This window comes from Microbulbifer maximicatervae (SeqCode) (assembly GCF_052467695.1).
On sequence record NZ_CP174320.1, the window covers coordinates 2,608,651 to 2,623,559 of the forward strand.

Here is a 14,909-nt window from a genome sequence, read left to right on the forward strand (position 1 = left end):
CTTCTCGGTGTTACTGGCAAGATTAATAACATGAAGTAACACCAGTAATAGAAGGAGAACTATTAGGCTAAATCCTTTCCACTCCCTAAAGTGAAATAATAGAATCTTAAGTGTTCTCATTGAGAATATATAAATTAGTCCTTAATTTTCAGAGTCAATTATATTTAGGAGAAAATTTGCAGTTCTACTAAAGTCCCTTTCCACATAGGGAGCAACACTTAGTCCATTCCAGCGCTGAACGGTCCTTTTTTGGCCTCCATAGGCAGCCTCAATATAAACGGTCTCCCCATCGAGCCCCAAAGGGCATTTATTAGGTTCGGAGGAATCTATTTTCGTTGATAATTTTGGAGGCTTGGCACAGTACAAATCAATTAATCTATCATAACTTTCTAATTTAAAGAGGTTGAGATCCTTAAATTGGGAAACCATGTCCTTGTACTGGGATAACGATAGAGGATATTTACCATTTACATCTAGTGTCCCGTCATGGCGTTGGTAAACCGTTGTTATCTTGGCTTGTCCGAATGATGGAGCAAAAACAATACGAAATCCTGCAACATACTCAGGACTTAGGCCGCATAGTAGCTGAGCATTGAATTTTTTGAGCTGATTTTTATAGCGATCTGAGTCTCCGTCGCTAGTACAATTTATACCTCCTGCAAAAACTGCTGCGGGGATAAGTGTAATCAAGAGTACCAATATACGCATAAAATCTCTAAACGGTACCATTTAGTTTTTCTAGTTTTTGACTATGGGGATTGTGAGGGAATCTTATAGATCACATACTGACGCCCACGATAGTCGATACCTTCTGAAAGGTAAAGCCATCTTGATACGGCGACTTTAACGGGGATATCCCATGCTTTATCAGATGAACCTTCGATCTTTATTTCCCCAGGAACAAGACCTCCTCCTTCAGACGTCGTTTTCTCCACTAGTCTAAAGGACACGACTACGCATACGGGTAAGTTCCTGTTAGTGCCTAGTGGACGCAGTGGTGCGACCTTTATTACTGGGTTGGCTTTAGATTCAGGAATGTTGAGATTTAATTTAGGGCAATTATTTACATCCCCTCTTGCTATAGAAGCCATAGAGAATAGGGTCAAAATTATAACTAATGAGTTCTTCATTTGTTGACGCCTTGAGCCTTACTAAGGTGTTATTAGATAGTATAAAAGCCAATAATAGACTTGTCTGTTGACTAATAGCATAGGTATTTGTTCTAAAATCACATAAGTGACTAGATGGTTATTTTGAGCGAAATTTTTTTAAGGCCACTGAACACCAGTTAGTAGCCTTGGTAGTTATTGCAGTAATAACCTATCTTCAATTGGAGTGAATTTGCTCGCCGCATTAATTAATGCTCCAGCCGTCAATTCCGGAACACCATATACTTCAACTTTCTTGCCTCTACCTAACCTGAGCTTATGGGCGAGAATGTCAAAGTCGCCATCTCCTGACACTAAAATCACTGTATCTACCGAGCTTGAATATTCCATAGCATCAATAGTTATGCCCACATCCCAGTCGCCCTTGGCTGAGCCGTCGGATCTCTGGGTGAAGGGCTTTAACTTCACTTCGAAACCAATCGACCTTAAGATGTTTTGAAATTCATACTGTTTTCTATCACCACGGTCGATTGCGTAAGCTATGGCTTTAACAACTTTTTTACCCCCTGTCACCTCCCGCCAAAACTTGTTGTAATCAAAGTTTCGTTTATAGATTTGTCGACATGTGTAATAAACATTTTGCACATCAACAAATATGGCAACCTTTTCCATTTGGGAATCCAGTTATTATAAAATTCTGAAATTGACAGTGAAGTTATGATCTGCCTGCACCAGGGTGGATGCATTAAGCCACTAGTTTTACATACTTAAGCGATGATTGTCAGCCAAATTTAGAGGTGAGGAACATCTCGGCAACAAAGCCAATTTATCAGTAGCTGATGAGTTGTATCGAGATATATAGTGTTGGGCAGTGGCTTTATGAAGTAGCATGTCTTGCTCATGTGCACATGTTATCCTCAGATGGCCACTTTATAGTGAGTATCCTACCGTGAACGCCTTCTTTGCGGGATTCTGTGTGGATAATCAGAAAGGGAATTTTCTAGAGAAATGGATACTAAGTAGCGGATTATTGTTCCAGCCAGTTTAAAATCACTTGATTGGTTTCTTCCGGTCTTTCCTGTTGAATCCAATGGCCGCAATTAAGGTTCACCTCATCTACATTGGGGACGAAATCCTTGATATCTGGAGACCTAGGTATCAAATCATGATCGCCGTAAATCATAAGGGACGGCTTTTGGATGACTGGGTCTACATCTGCCAAGATATTCCAATTGCGATCCAGGTTTCTATACCAATTTATGCTACTTGTAAAACCCGTTTTTTCAAATGCGGAAACCAAAACAGCCAGTTCATTATCATTCAGCAAGGGGACACCAAGCGGTGATACTGCTCTTGCGAGATTGATCATTACCATACCAGGCTCCGGCGGTGTAGGAGGTACGTTTTTACGGAGCAAATTGCGAAGGAACTGGGCAGCGTTCTTGTCTAACACTGCGTCCGCAACACCTGGCTGCCTATTGAAGTGCACAAAATAATAATCGCTCCCAAGGAGTTCCTCCATAATCTCGATCCAAGGTTTTTCTGTTCGGGCTTGATAGGGCAGTGCGAGGTTTATAATTTTATTAACACGGCTTGGATGTAATAGCGCTATTCCCCAAACGACCATTGCACCCCAATCATGACCGATGAAGGTTGCATCTTGGTATCCGTAGTGATCCAGAAGTGCAGCTAGATCGCCGGTTAATTGTTCGATGTCATAGCTGGTTACTTCCGTTGGGCAGGATGAGTTGCCATAGCCTCGCTGATTGGGAACGATAACGTGGTAGCCCGCTGCGGCGAGAGCGGGTATTTGGTGGCGCCAGGAAAAGGCATGTTCCGGCCATCCGTGACAAAGCACAACGGGGTTTCCTGTGTTCTGTTGGCCCGCTTCAAAGACCTCCAGCTCTATGCCATTCACTGAGATAAGAGTAGGTGTGGGGAAATCGGGTATTCTAGACAATTTACTTCCTCTTTTTTGGGGAGGCCTTGAGAGCTGCTGTTTACCAGCAGGCTCCGCTCTCTATCCTTAAGGGTTGTTCCAACTTCAACATCCCTTTGCTGGATCGTGAGTGCATAGGCTAGAATCTAATGGTGCCAAAAACTGTCACCATTTATTAATGTCTGTGTAAAATGAATGTACGTCTCCGACAAGACGCCATAGTGCGAAGCCTTCGGCGAAAGGGCACTTTGACGATTGCCGATTTAGCCGCTGAAGTTGGCGCATCCAGGCGCACCGTGCTGCGTGATATCAGCTCGTTGCGGGATGAGGGCTTTGTTATCCGTTCTGAACCTGGCCCTGGGGGCGGCCTGCAACTTGATCCGCAATCGGTTCAAACCACAGCTCGGCTCTCGGTCGCTGAGATTTTTGCGTTGCTTATCAGCGTTGCATCCGTGCGTGCAGCAGGGAGTTTGCCCTTTTCGGATCTTGCGGATGCCGGGCTGGCAAAAATAGAGAAGGCTTTACCCGTTGATAAGGTGCGTGATTTACGCAGGTTTATGGATTGCCTGTACATCGGTAAGCTTTCGCCGGAGGTAGACGTATCTAATGTCGGAGAGATGTCGCCCTTGCTACTGCCTACATTTGAAACGGCTTTTCTTCAGCGACTATACCTGAGCTTCCAATATCGTGATGCAAAAGGGGCAGTAACTAGCCGTGTTGTTGAACCGCAAGCTATGTTGATCTTGCCACCCTTATGGTATCTGGTAGCTTGGGACCCTGCTCGCAATGACTTTCGCCATTTTCGAATGGATCGAATTAGCCAGCCGGAATACCTTCAGGATAAGAAGTTTCGAAGACGACATATAGTCTTCGAAGATGGCGTATCTCCAATTCGTGATAATCCCAAAGTTTCAAAATGATTGGGTTCTTGACGGTAAGTATGATTGCTCCCGCGAAAGGCCAATAATTGGTGGCAGTGTAACTCCTTAGCTTACTCGGCTCTGCCCCCAATAATTGGTCCAGGTTTTCCGCTTACAGATTTTACTTGCCTATCTTCTGTTCTCTCTGGATACGGTTATAAATTTCTTCGCGGTGGACGGCTAAAGATTTGGGGGCCTTTATTCCTACTTGTACTTGATTGCCTTTAACGTTCAATACAGTGATTGAGACATTAGCCCCAATTCTGAGGTTTTGGCCAATTCGGCGAGTCAAAATCAACATATATTATTCCCTAATGATACTCAAACCATGGGTAGCCTTCCCGCAATGGGAAAGCTTAGAAAGAAAGTTGAAGAGTGAAGGCGGGGTGGGGCACGGGAGCGGTAGGCATAAAAGTAGAAAAGACGGACACAACGCTGCCAGAACCTGAGTAATTGCCTCAAGTTACTGAATGTGCTCCACTTTATTGAAGGCGAGCGGGTTTCTAGCGTATCATCCATACAGCCATCTTGATAGGTCGTTTATCAATTTGGTTAGCTGGCCCCTGGTGTTGGTAGCACCTTGGGTCAGCGACTTTTACTTACTTTTATGTCACGCTACCGTTCTCCTTTGAGGGAATAGGCAAGTTATAAAGTTCTGCAATATTTTGAATTCGACTTTCTCACAAATAACACTGCTCAACAGCGATCAAAATATCGAGAAATATTCACTTACCTTACGCAGTTTTGTTGCTGAAAACAATCTGAATAAATTCCAATAAGATCATTTCAGCGCCTATCTTTCCAGCTGTATTTAAGGTTTTAAAATATGCTACCTGCTGTTTGAGTTTGATATTGTTGGGCCCATGGTTGATCTAGATTAAATTGGCTAAATTAAATCACTGGTATACATCGCAAATATCTCTTTTGATTTTTGTAAGTAAGTAGGTATCTTAGTTTAAGGGTGGTTTGTATTTTTCTATTTTATTTTTGGGGCTCTTATCGCAGTAATTATGGTCGCGAATTGAGATTTACGAAATGGCACAAATTGAAGTAATCTCACTCTTCGTTAGGTTACAGTGCTGCAGGATGTGGAGTAGGTGCTTCAGCTGTTGAGTTAAAAGATATAATCTAGAAAGTATTGAAACTTATAAACATTTAAAATATAGACGGTATGAGTACACAAGATATAGAAAGCCGGCTTCTGGGCATCAAACAACAACTTAAACGGCTGAGTGGTTTGGATCAGGATTGTTCTCTCTTTGGTGCAGAGCGCTGGAAATATAACTTCCGTCGGTTTTCGGAGGAAGAAGTTAACGGTATCGAGAAACAGTACAACATTTCTTTACCGCAGGAGTTTCGAGCCTTTCTTCTTGAGATTGGTTTTGGGGCTGCGGATTCTTATGGTGCTAATGTAGAGGGTCTTCCGCACTACTACCAGGATGATGAAGATGAATACCCGATGTCAGAAGGCACCATTGATATTGCAGAAATAGGCTGTGGTATTGAATTTATGTTAGTTATTAACGGTGTTCATCGTGGGGAAGTATGGGTTACTCAGAGTTACCGGGAGCCACAGCCTTGGTCTAGTAGCTATCTTAACTGGTATGAAGACTGGCTGGCTAAAAGCCTAGAGAGCTTAGAGGTACCGCAAAACCCTCCTAAAGGCTGACTACCCAAGCATTCCCCAAATACTCCTGGTAGCTAGCAGGATACACATTGTTCTACGACAACCCCTCTGCTTCTCCCTTGCATTGAGTTGAGCGGTGTAGCCTGTGTACTACTCACCGGTGTTCCCCCACCTCAAGCCTTGTTAATCATTTTTTAATCAAAAAATAGATCGCTGATCGTTTCTTATACAGCCTATGGCTTGTCCCAGCACTTTATACGACTGGGTTGCCAATACACAGGAAGTGTATATCTGCGGATATGGGCGTAAGCGGTAATTCCCCACGTGCCAAACTCCTTGATAACACTGGTAATTTTGCGTGCAGAAGGACGATATGGGCGGAGTGGCCCCTGGACTGGCGGCAATAGTGACTTGACAGTTCCTGAACCTCTTACCGTATACTGTATGCATGTACAGTATGTTGAGTGGAGGTGGCAATGGGAGCCAGAAATATCACTATTGACGGGGAGCCGATCCGGATCTGCCGTTACCGATCGGGTTATAACAACCGGCCAATGTACGCTATCTGTATCCTTAATTATACAAAATACGTGCGCAGCTTCTCGGTATCAGTGGAGATGAATCTACGCGAGGAGTTAGAGGTGACCCTGGCGCAAATGCGAGGAGTTGAGCGAAGTATAAATTGGATGGAAGTATCAGCTTAGGAATGTAAGGACTTAAGCTGTTTTTATGGATAAGGAGCAAATTATGGGAAGAAAAATCAATCGGTTTGCAATTTTTGCAGAGCGGGTCCATTTAATGAATGGTGGTGCAAAAAGCTTTAGGGATTCTGCACCAACAGAGGAAGCCGCAAAGGAACTGGCAGGAGAAATTGCTAAATCTGAAAAAGCATTGTTTTATTCCTGGCTACAAATTCTCGATATAATGACTGGGAGTTATACAGAATACTCAATCAAGAGGGGTGGGGTATTGGAAGAAAGGGAGTGTCCCGAATAATAGGAGCCTGGTAACTAAGGTAGACTTAATGAACGAAGACAGAGGGTAGAAAAAGTAAGTAATAGTTACATGTATAGCGTGAGTAATTTAAAGTTCAGGTTAAGGCAGGTTGTGGTTTGATAATCTACCGAGTGACCAGAGCTATTTACAGGGGTAAAGTTGAATGGCTCTGGCTACGGCACAGTTAGAAAAACTCCAAGCTGAAATTGATTAAAATCAATTTCTGAAAAATATCATTAAAATAAAGCCCCTTTGTACATAATCAGGCTCAGTAGTGGTAGAGTCTAGTTCTAACAGAAATAGAACGCTGGCGGTCAGTACCTAACTTATCCATCTACTCAATTTACGAATGAACCGATGGTTATTAGCAACTAACTGGATGGTAAGCACACATAGTTAACTTCACTCTCGACTTTCCTAGCCGAGGAAGTTTCAATCCAATAGTTTTCTTAAGCAGAAAAGGCATGACAGCGATAAAGTTGTGCCGTTGGCAGTATTTATAGGGAGCCTCAAAATGGCAAATCGTTCTTATCTTTATAGCCTTAGTAATCAACCTAAATCCTATTCAGACCGCCCCGAGACTATCTCAGGCTTATCTGAATGGCCATATAGTATTCCCTTCACTTACCGTGTACTAATGTCCGGGAATCCCAAACTGTGCGCGTCACTAGTCTCGGATGGCTTTGAGGACGATTCACCTGATGATAAAACTCAACTTTATGCTATTAGTAGTGACTTTGAGGCAGGATTTGCGCGGTTAAAGAAATTTGTTGAAGTTCTGCGAATTATTAGCAAAGACATTACGGATCTGCCGGATTCAATGCTAAATGAAACGTTAGAATTCCTTCAAGAGCATAAGGATAGGCATCTACTGCTTGAGACTATCGAGCTGGACTGTATGGATGACTCTGAAGAGTCAGTCCTGCGTGGCTACGTTGAATCCGAAATTATCGCTTGCCGTGAAGCTGGAGCAGCTATTGATGCACTTCCTGAAGACCCAGAGGTATCGGCTGATATTGTAAAGAGTGCAGCAGAAAACAATTCAGAATCTGCTTTAAGTCCATTTTATGGGCTCCAGTTCAATGATAAATTTGACAACGTTGAGAGTGAGCCTCCGATGGGTTTGTATTGGAGTGATGTTCTTTATTACGAATTAGAGAGCAAAAAGGAATTTGAAGAGTCTCTTGAATAATTGAATATCGAAACTCTTATTTCCACTTAAAGAAATGCTGGGCTAGTTTTAGAGGCTCCTGTGTCTTTCCCAATGTATTGAATTGGTTCAGCACTTTATTTTTGTTGATATGGTTTATGATTTATGATGTTGGGATGATTACTTGATAGTGCTTATGAGATGGTATCAAAAACGTACTTTCCAGTATTCCATATAAAGCTCAGCCTGATTTCCATTTAAGGTGTAAACACAGTCTAATCGTGTAAGAATAAAGAAATAAATAGCGATTTCTAGCTTCCCTGCTCGAATATCATTTTCAATCTATCGGCACCGGATCGGCTAGATATTAAAGTAGTTTTTTGTTCATCATCAATAATCACTGCCAATTTTCCGTTTAAATACCGCTGAATTTCCGAGACTCTGTCCAGGTTAATCAGATAGCTGCGATGTAGGCGTAGAAATTGATCTGGATTAAGCTTTTGCTCCAGTTGATCTAAGCTCATTTGTAAGGGTTTGATGCCTTTCTCTGTATGAGCAATAATTGAACCTTGTTCAGACTTAATATAAGAAATATCGTTCAGATCAATAAAGGTCATGCGATCATCGCACTTACTTATGAGGCGCTTTAGAACTATCGAATCACCCTTTACCCGAGTATCATTATGAATAAGTTTGATTCGCTTCTCAGCTTTTTCGATGGCAGCTTTTAAGCGTTGCAATGGGAAGGGTTTAAGCAAGTAATCGATTGTATCGTGGTTAAAGGCATCAATAGCAAATTTAGAATACGCTGTTGTGAAAATAATATAGGGTTGGTAAGTTAGGGCATCTAGTACATCCAATCCACTAAGGTGGGGCATTTCAATGTCCATCAGTAATAATTGTGGCTGATGCTCCTCGATCAATGTTAATGCTTCCAGTCCAGATTTTGCTTCGGCAACCAATTCAATAGATTTAATAGTTGCCAGTTGAGCTTTTAATTTATTCCTTGCCGGTGCTTCATCTTCGGCAATAATGACCCTTAAATTCATACAGACATCTCAACTTTAACGTGGGCACCGCTTTGATTGCTTAGAGTAAGTTTTCCATTTGGTCGTAGCTCAATGCGCTGGCGCAAATTATGAATTCCAGTTCCCTGTGAGTGGATATAACTAAGAACGCTTTCCTGAAATCCATATCCGTTATCTGCGACTTCAATAATTACTTTGTCATTCTTTAAGTAGATACGACATTGAATATGTAAGCTTTCTATTGTACGGCAATGTTTGAAACAATTCTCAAAAATTGGCTGTAATAATAGGGGAGGGATAGAGACATCACTGGCTCTTGGGTCCACCGTAATCTCTACCTTCAAATTATCACCAAAACGTGTTTTTTCTATTTCTAAATACTTATTAATCAGTTCAATTTCTTCTTTGATTGTAGTTTCTTCTAGCTCGCCAGTGTCGAGAGAATACCTCAAAATATCTGCCAGTTTATGTAAAACCTCATCAGCAAGGTTTGGATCGCTATGAATATAGGAGGAGATTGTATTAAGACTGTTAAACATGAAATGTGGATTTAGCTGATAACGTAATGTTTGTAATTTTGCTTTCTGCATGGCGAGCTTTTGCTCAGAGGCTTTATGGCGGTATTCCAGCATGGCGTAAGAACAGTATAAACAGGTAGCCCACATTAGCCCATTAAAGATAATACCCAGTCCCATATTCAAGCCGCCTTCGACATTTAAGGCATACTCTATAAACCAGCTAACGCACTGGTTGCCAATAGTCATATGGACTACCAGGATCATCCACTCTATTAATAATGAATGATACCCTTTGCGTCTAAGGCGCAATACAATGAGAGCTGTGGACCAGGTGGGTAGCCAATAAAAGAAAACAAACCATATCGGAGCACCAGTTAAAGCACTACTAACCGAGCTTATATCTCCTGATTCAAAAAAAACAAATACACAAGCGATATCTAGTAATAGAACGACGACAAATGATTTCGCAAAGAAAGGATGCTTAAGATCTTTTAGTATTGACATAAAATATTGATGAGCAATAGCTATCATAGCTTATTCTGGATTGGCCAATTATATTGCGATTAAATAAGATAAGATAGTTTTAATTCAACCCAGCTTGATGTGTTTTCTTGTTATCTAAAGGTGAGTATCAACACCCATAAGTTACAATTTAAATGGGTGCTGACACTATGAAGTTCTTTTATATTCTATGGCCTTTCGTCTCCGATGAAGATTCACAACTAGAACCAATGGGGGGAGTGGCGTAACTCTTCTCGATGAGCTGTTTTCTCTCTACTGGCACACCTGCAAGATAGATCTTTTCTGGGTTTGTAATTGCTTGTATGTTCTCAATAGGATTTTTGTTTAGCAGAATAAAATCAGCTCGTTTTCCCTGGGATATTGACCCTATATTCTCACTTGCATTCAAAGTTTTTGCTGCAACCTGTGTCGTGGCGAGTAAAATTTGCTGATTGGATAGACCCGCCTTGTGCAAGGCTAATATCTCGCTTATTAAGCCCAGTCCGTGTGGCGAGTAGGGGTTGCCGGAGTCAGAGCCAGCGCCAATTTTTATTCCGGCTTTAGCTAGCTTGATCACGTTATTATATGCGATAGATTTTTTCTCCCAGGCTAGTTTTCTACTGGCCGTTGGTGCCTGGACTTCATTAAACAGGCAGTCCTTCATTTTTGGGTGTATAGGTGCCAAGTCTAATTGAGTGATAGATTGATTTTCATGTTCATCAGCCTGATTATGAAGGACTGATAGAGTGGGTATATAGGTAACCTCGTTTTGTAGCATGAGCTTTACAAATTCATTGTCTACTGGTTCAAAGTTAATACCGTGGGCTAAAGCAGTAGCCCCGGCCTTGATTGCTCGTTTCCCATCTTCCAGGGTGGAGACATGAACAAAAAACGGTAAGTCGGCGCTTTGGGAGCGTTTTCCAATCTCTTTGAGTACATCATCTGAGAGCGGGACGACAGTACCATCAAAAGTTTCTATGATGGCTTTGGTCAACTTTGGCTGGTAACTTAAATGTGCATCCCAGCTCGCACTGATTTGCTCGATACTGTCAATCTCATGAACTTTCACTCCGAATTGGGTACCGTGACCTCTAGGGTTGGTGAAGGCGGGTCCGGAGGCAAATACTAGTGGAGCCAAATCGTTCAACTGGGATATGGATTGCATCATCTCGCTTGACATCAGAAGGTCAGTGACAGCGGTAACGCCATAATAGAGTTGATTGTTTAAGTTGGTTTCTAACGGCAGGTGCTGATAATTCTTATACGTTGACCCAGATGCACTCAAGTGCACATGTAAATCGATTAAGCCCGGTATTGCATATTTACCCTGTGCATCGTGGGTATTCTCGGCAGGTAGGGCTGTCCCGGTCATTGGAGTGATTCTGGCTATGCGGTCATCTTGAATGTAAATACGGCTTTTCTCGCTAAAGCCTTCCGCATCGCTGGTTAATATTTGTACATTGTCGATTCTCAAATCGTAGTCATTCTTATTGGTTTCGAGTGCGAAGCTATTACTTGAGGCTAATAGTAAACAGGAGGCAATGGCTGTAATTTTCATAAGAGTTTCTTTTCCTATTGAGTTTTGACCTAGCTTATAGCGACAGTAATCTCGGTGTTTAAAAAAGTGACGAATCGACATATTCGTAGACGAACGAACAGTTTAAGTCTGTGAGTGGTTTGGCATTGAAGTGAGTTGCGGTGTCTGCTCCTGGCTTCTCAAGGCTAGCCTTGGCTATGGAGGACAGTTCAAAGCGGTCTTTTTATTGATATAAAGGACGGCAGGCTTGTAATTGCTTGTTGTGTTATAAGTTGCCGCATCTTGGGAAATCTGCCAGCTGGCTTTTGCCGCCCCATTGAGACGATGTCCATATCTTTTACCCGGCCCCATATTTTTGCCATCTTTATGTACTCAAGTAAGTGCAGTGGCCACTCATGAGATTTGCGCGCTGCGTGGAATAGGCATTGGTTACCCCCTATTTGGCTGGCCATTTATGCAGAGTTTGATTCAGCGTTTTATGCGGTATCAATATGGATTGTCTTTGAAGCTGCTACTTTTGTGGGTGCCCAGAATTGTTGGGATAAAGGCTTGAGATGGTAGTAGTACTAGTCAGCTCAACACTAAGCTGGTTTGTAGAACTTCTATTTTCAATTCTTGAATAATGAGTACTGGTACTATTAAGCCTGTTTACTCACTCTACACCATACATCGTAGAAGCCTACTGATTGCATATAATCTGATATTTCATATTCGAGATCAGGTAACATTTCAAGATTGCCTGCGCTGCTCATTATCTCTATTTCGTTTTCCTGGTCATCATGAATAGAATCAACAACCCGCCAAATAAAGAGAGAAAACTCTTCTGCTTCACTGGTGCTATTTACCCCTTCCTTAAGTCTTCAATATGAACATATCTTTTAAGTTCAATCATAAATAACCAGCACTTTTTTGATTTTAGTAAAACTATTAATAAAAAATAGACTTATGTAGTTGCTCCCCCATTTGTCTGACGGATAATATGTTCATTCTAGACGCGTGCAAGATAGCTAAGATCTATTGGTGATCATTACCAATGAGCAATGATTCCACACTTTGTGAACTTGCTTCAAGAAATTTTTTGGTTGACAAAGAATCCCCTCAGAATGCTATTTTTTTCACATTTGTTAAGTACCTAGCAATGTGAACGCTACCTTATTTACTCTAAATACGTGAACTATATATGATCAGGTGCAAGATCTGCCCGCATAGGTTTTTGTAGGCTAAAAGCAGTATTCATTGAGGTAATAATTATGTTTACACGGAGGAAGTCTTACAGCTTTCTACTGGTTATAGCTTTTATGAGCTACTTTGTTTCGCCTCCTGCGTGGTCTCATGTACGCTGGTTTGTACAAAACGATGGTAATGCAGTTGAGTTTGAGTGGAATTGGATATATGCATTAGTTCTTTTGGGGGGCTTTCTATACTGTATGGTGAATAGATCCTTACAGTCACTTGAGGTAGTGGCAGTTCACAAAGCATCTAATAAATTTCCCTACCTCTGGTCCGACATTGGTCGTCAAAAAATTTGGCATATCACGTCCGCATTGATTGGGCTGACCTTTGTTTTTAATTATTTTTCGGGTGTATTACTGGCCCCCAACCTGGAATTCTCTGTCACGCAAAGTCTTGTTAATGAGTTTCAGCTGGTAATTGGTATTGTGTTAATTTTAGATGTCAGCCTAAGAAGCTCCGGGTATCTAATCTTCGCGCTTTTGCTCTCAATAATGGCTACTTATCCATTCTCAATCTGGATTGATTATGGCTTCGAATTTTTAGGGCTTTCACTAGCATTTATATTGTACCAAAAGCCAGATCTTGGACTGCTTGCCTTACGCTGCGGGCTAGGCCTTCAGCTTATGACTCTGGCAGTTCACAATAAGTGGCTCAATCCTCACTTGGGTCTTGAATTTCTGCAGCACTATCATTGGAACTTCATGTCTAATCTGGGGTGGCATTCTTTCTCCGATTTGACCTTCGTTTTTTCTGCGGGAATGGCTGAGTTCTGCTTTGGTTTGGTTATCTTGTTGGGGTGGTCAACACGGTTGGCAACGATTACGGTATTGAGTTTCTTTATTTTGACCGCATCCATTCTCGGTATTCATGAATTGATAGGGCATTTACCAATACTTGGGGCCGGAATTCTACTGGTTGTATTTGGTGGAGCTTCTAATTTGAAGGATATTAGTCGAGGTGCGTTTATCTCAGTTAGATCCTTAAGTGCCCACTAGGTATACGAATTAAATAATATATGGGCCTGAAAAAATTGGGCATCCGTAGATTTGATAGGAGGCTCTAGTGAATTTTAAGAGCTGCATGGAAATGGCATTTGTTATCTTCTATCTAGTAGCCTATCTATAGCAATTTGTCTGATATCAATATGGCCTGCGATTAAAATTATTGATTTTGTGGATATCCAGAATTGTTATTCAATCCAAGTTTGCAGCTTTGCTGAATATTAATAGTACTGTATAGTATACCTTTGGTAAGTGCTTTAGGGGTTATTAAGGTCTATTATTGTGATCTTCAAGCCTTTCACGTTAGAGGTTTTTATGGGTGGCAAGGATTTTAGGTTCGCTTTGTTTTTATGTTTCTCTGCTTTTATTTTTTATCTTTCTTGGTCGACAAAGCAATCCCGGCAAGTATTTTTTGATAATACAAAACTAATAGATGCTGAAAGCATAGAAGGTGTAGTATTTTTAGCGAGAGGTCAGGAATTTGAGTTGTTGCCTAAATACTATGCTGAATTTGCGAATTGCTTTCATAAGGCAAACAATAAAGGAACGGCATTTGGAGGGGAGGTAGTTGAATTTTATATCTACCTGAAATCAGAAGGCATATTTTATGCACAAGTGGGGCTTATTCATAATATTGAGTCCGTAAAATTTGGGGGTCTGCCGATGAAATTAATTTGGCCTGAAAAAAATATAGACGTTGGGCGCGGTGGTTTTATGGGGACAAGTGATTGTCTTTATACGTATTTTAAGCAAGGTTTGGATTTGCTCAGCAAAGGCTGATTTGATATGTACCTCGATGAGGTTGAGAGGGCGGTTGGTGTCTAGGAAAATTATTGTCACTTTATTTTTATGTGTAGTAAACGTTAGTGTTTTGGCTGTAGATTCCAATCAAGATTCACTGGGAAATCTTAGTGCTTTTGAGAGTTGGCTTGAGAGCCGGAGGTTGCGTTATGAGCATTTGCGAAACAAATGCCCAGTTAAATGGTTTGCTCACCTCAGTGAAAAAACTATAAATGAGCAAGAATATTTTGATTATGCGGCTGCAAAGCTGCCGAAGCTGCTTCAGCTTGAATTGAATAAATCTCTTTTTCCTGATATGAAATTCAGGATTTCAGTATTGATTAATCATTGGGGTAAAATTGAAGAAATAGTGTTGCTAAAAGTGGATGATGATAGTATGTCCGAAAAATTGCAGAAGATCTTTTCAAACATGAAAGGGGAGATAAATGCACCAAAGAATAATGAAGGTTGTACTAAATTTGGAATGGTGCTTTCCCTTGAATACGCTAGTGGATATAGTGATTTTTAATAAAATAATAGAACTTTTGTGAAGCTTATTAAGCTTGGCTC

15 protein-coding genes are annotated in these 14,909 nt (G+C 41.3%); 8 read left to right on the top strand and 7 right to left on the bottom strand.

Features of this window, described 5'->3' with window-relative positions; translation table 11 throughout:
* Nucleotides 1-141: 141 nt before the first annotated feature.
* The 3 genes from ACJJI8_RS11470 to ACJJI8_RS11480 all read right to left on the bottom strand — a co-directional run bounded on the left by ACJJI8_RS11470 (nucleotide 142) and on the right by ACJJI8_RS11480 (nucleotide 3,069).
* Nucleotides 142-708, bottom strand: a complete 567-nt coding sequence (locus ACJJI8_RS11470) for a hypothetical protein (protein ID WP_444935116.1) — start codon at nucleotides 706-708, stop codon at nucleotides 142-144.
* 596 nt (nucleotides 709-1,304) lie between these two features.
* Nucleotides 1,305-1,781 carry a LabA-like NYN domain-containing protein gene (locus tag ACJJI8_RS11475; protein ID WP_444935117.1) on the bottom strand — a complete coding sequence of 159 codons (477 nt, stop codon included), beginning with the start codon at nucleotides 1,779-1,781 and terminating at the stop codon, nucleotides 1,305-1,307.
* Nucleotides 1,782-2,136: 355 nt separating this feature from the next.
* Nucleotides 2,137-3,069 carry an alpha/beta fold hydrolase gene (locus ACJJI8_RS11480; RefSeq protein WP_444935118.1) on the bottom strand — a complete coding sequence of 311 codons (933 nt, stop codon included), beginning with the start codon at nucleotides 3,067-3,069 and terminating at the stop codon, nucleotides 2,137-2,139.
* A 170-nt stretch (nucleotides 3,070-3,239) separates the two neighbouring features.
* Here ACJJI8_RS11480 and ACJJI8_RS11485 point away from each other — a divergent pair, with 170 nt between their 5' ends.
* A complete protein-coding gene (locus tag ACJJI8_RS11485; RefSeq protein WP_444935119.1) occupies nucleotides 3,240-3,968 on the top strand; it encodes a helix-turn-helix transcriptional regulator in 729 nt (242 codons plus the stop codon).
* 121 nt (nucleotides 3,969-4,089) lie between these two features.
* Here ACJJI8_RS11485 and csrA read toward each other — a convergent pair whose 3' ends face one another.
* Nucleotides 4,090-4,269 carry a carbon storage regulator CsrA gene (gene csrA / locus ACJJI8_RS11490; protein ID WP_299588813.1) on the bottom strand — a complete coding sequence of 60 codons (180 nt, stop codon included), beginning with the start codon at nucleotides 4,267-4,269 and terminating at the stop codon, nucleotides 4,090-4,092.
* A gap of 870 nt (nucleotides 4,270-5,139) precedes the next feature.
* On the opposite strand from csrA, the gene ACJJI8_RS11495 reads away from it, so the two are divergent.
* From ACJJI8_RS11495 to ACJJI8_RS11510, 4 genes are all read left to right on the top strand, one after another.
* Nucleotides 5,140-5,637 carry an SMI1/KNR4 family protein gene (locus tag ACJJI8_RS11495; RefSeq protein WP_444935120.1) on the top strand — a complete coding sequence of 166 codons (498 nt, stop codon included), beginning with the start codon at nucleotides 5,140-5,142 and terminating at the stop codon, nucleotides 5,635-5,637.
* A 434-nt stretch (nucleotides 5,638-6,071) separates the two neighbouring features.
* A complete protein-coding gene (locus tag ACJJI8_RS11500) occupies nucleotides 6,072-6,299 on the top strand; it encodes a hypothetical protein (protein WP_444935121.1) in 228 nt (75 codons plus the stop codon).
* Nucleotides 6,300-6,324: 25 nt separating this feature from the next.
* Nucleotides 6,325-6,591 (top strand): hypothetical protein, encoded by a 267-nt coding sequence (locus tag ACJJI8_RS11505; protein ID WP_444935122.1) that lies wholly within the window; start codon nucleotides 6,325-6,327, stop codon nucleotides 6,589-6,591.
* 514 nt (nucleotides 6,592-7,105) lie between these two features.
* Nucleotides 7,106-7,783, top strand: a complete 678-nt coding sequence (locus ACJJI8_RS11510; RefSeq protein ID WP_444935123.1) for a DUF7822 domain-containing protein — start codon at nucleotides 7,106-7,108, stop codon at nucleotides 7,781-7,783.
* A gap of 269 nt (nucleotides 7,784-8,052) precedes the next feature.
* Here ACJJI8_RS11510 and ACJJI8_RS11515 read toward each other — a convergent pair whose 3' ends face one another.
* The 3 genes from ACJJI8_RS11515 to ACJJI8_RS11525 form a co-directional block, all read right to left on the bottom strand.
* Complete coding sequence (locus ACJJI8_RS11515) at nucleotides 8,053-8,790, bottom strand: LytR/AlgR family response regulator transcription factor (protein ID WP_444935124.1); 738 nt, start codon at nucleotides 8,788-8,790, stop codon at nucleotides 8,053-8,055.
* Nucleotides 8,787-9,818: a sensor histidine kinase gene (locus ACJJI8_RS11520; protein WP_444935125.1), complete on the bottom strand. Its 1,032-nt coding sequence runs from the start codon at nucleotides 9,816-9,818 to the stop codon at nucleotides 8,787-8,789. Before ACJJI8_RS11520 ends, ACJJI8_RS11515 begins: the two co-directional genes overlap by 4 nt.
* A 151-nt stretch (nucleotides 9,819-9,969) precedes the next feature.
* Entirely contained in the window at nucleotides 9,970-11,346 is a 1,377-nt protein-coding gene (locus ACJJI8_RS11525; protein ID WP_444935126.1) for an amidohydrolase family protein, read from the bottom strand.
* 1,277 nt (nucleotides 11,347-12,623) lie between these two features.
* Between ACJJI8_RS11525 and ACJJI8_RS11530 the strand changes: the two genes are divergently transcribed.
* From ACJJI8_RS11530 to ACJJI8_RS11540, 3 genes are all read left to right on the top strand, one after another.
* Nucleotides 12,624-13,553, top strand: coding sequence for a hypothetical protein (locus tag ACJJI8_RS11530; RefSeq protein ID WP_444935127.1), 930 nt, complete (start codon nucleotides 12,624-12,626; stop codon nucleotides 13,551-13,553).
* A 321-nt stretch (nucleotides 13,554-13,874) separates the two neighbouring features.
* Nucleotides 13,875-14,339: a hypothetical protein gene (locus ACJJI8_RS11535; protein ID WP_444935128.1), complete on the top strand. Its 465-nt coding sequence runs from the start codon at nucleotides 13,875-13,877 to the stop codon at nucleotides 14,337-14,339.
* 37 nt (nucleotides 14,340-14,376) lie between these two features.
* On the top strand, nucleotides 14,377-14,868 hold the full coding sequence (locus ACJJI8_RS11540) for a hypothetical protein (RefSeq protein ID WP_444935129.1): 492 nt from the start codon (nucleotides 14,377-14,379) through the stop codon (nucleotides 14,866-14,868).
* The last annotated feature ends 41 nt before the right edge of the window (nucleotides 14,869-14,909 follow it).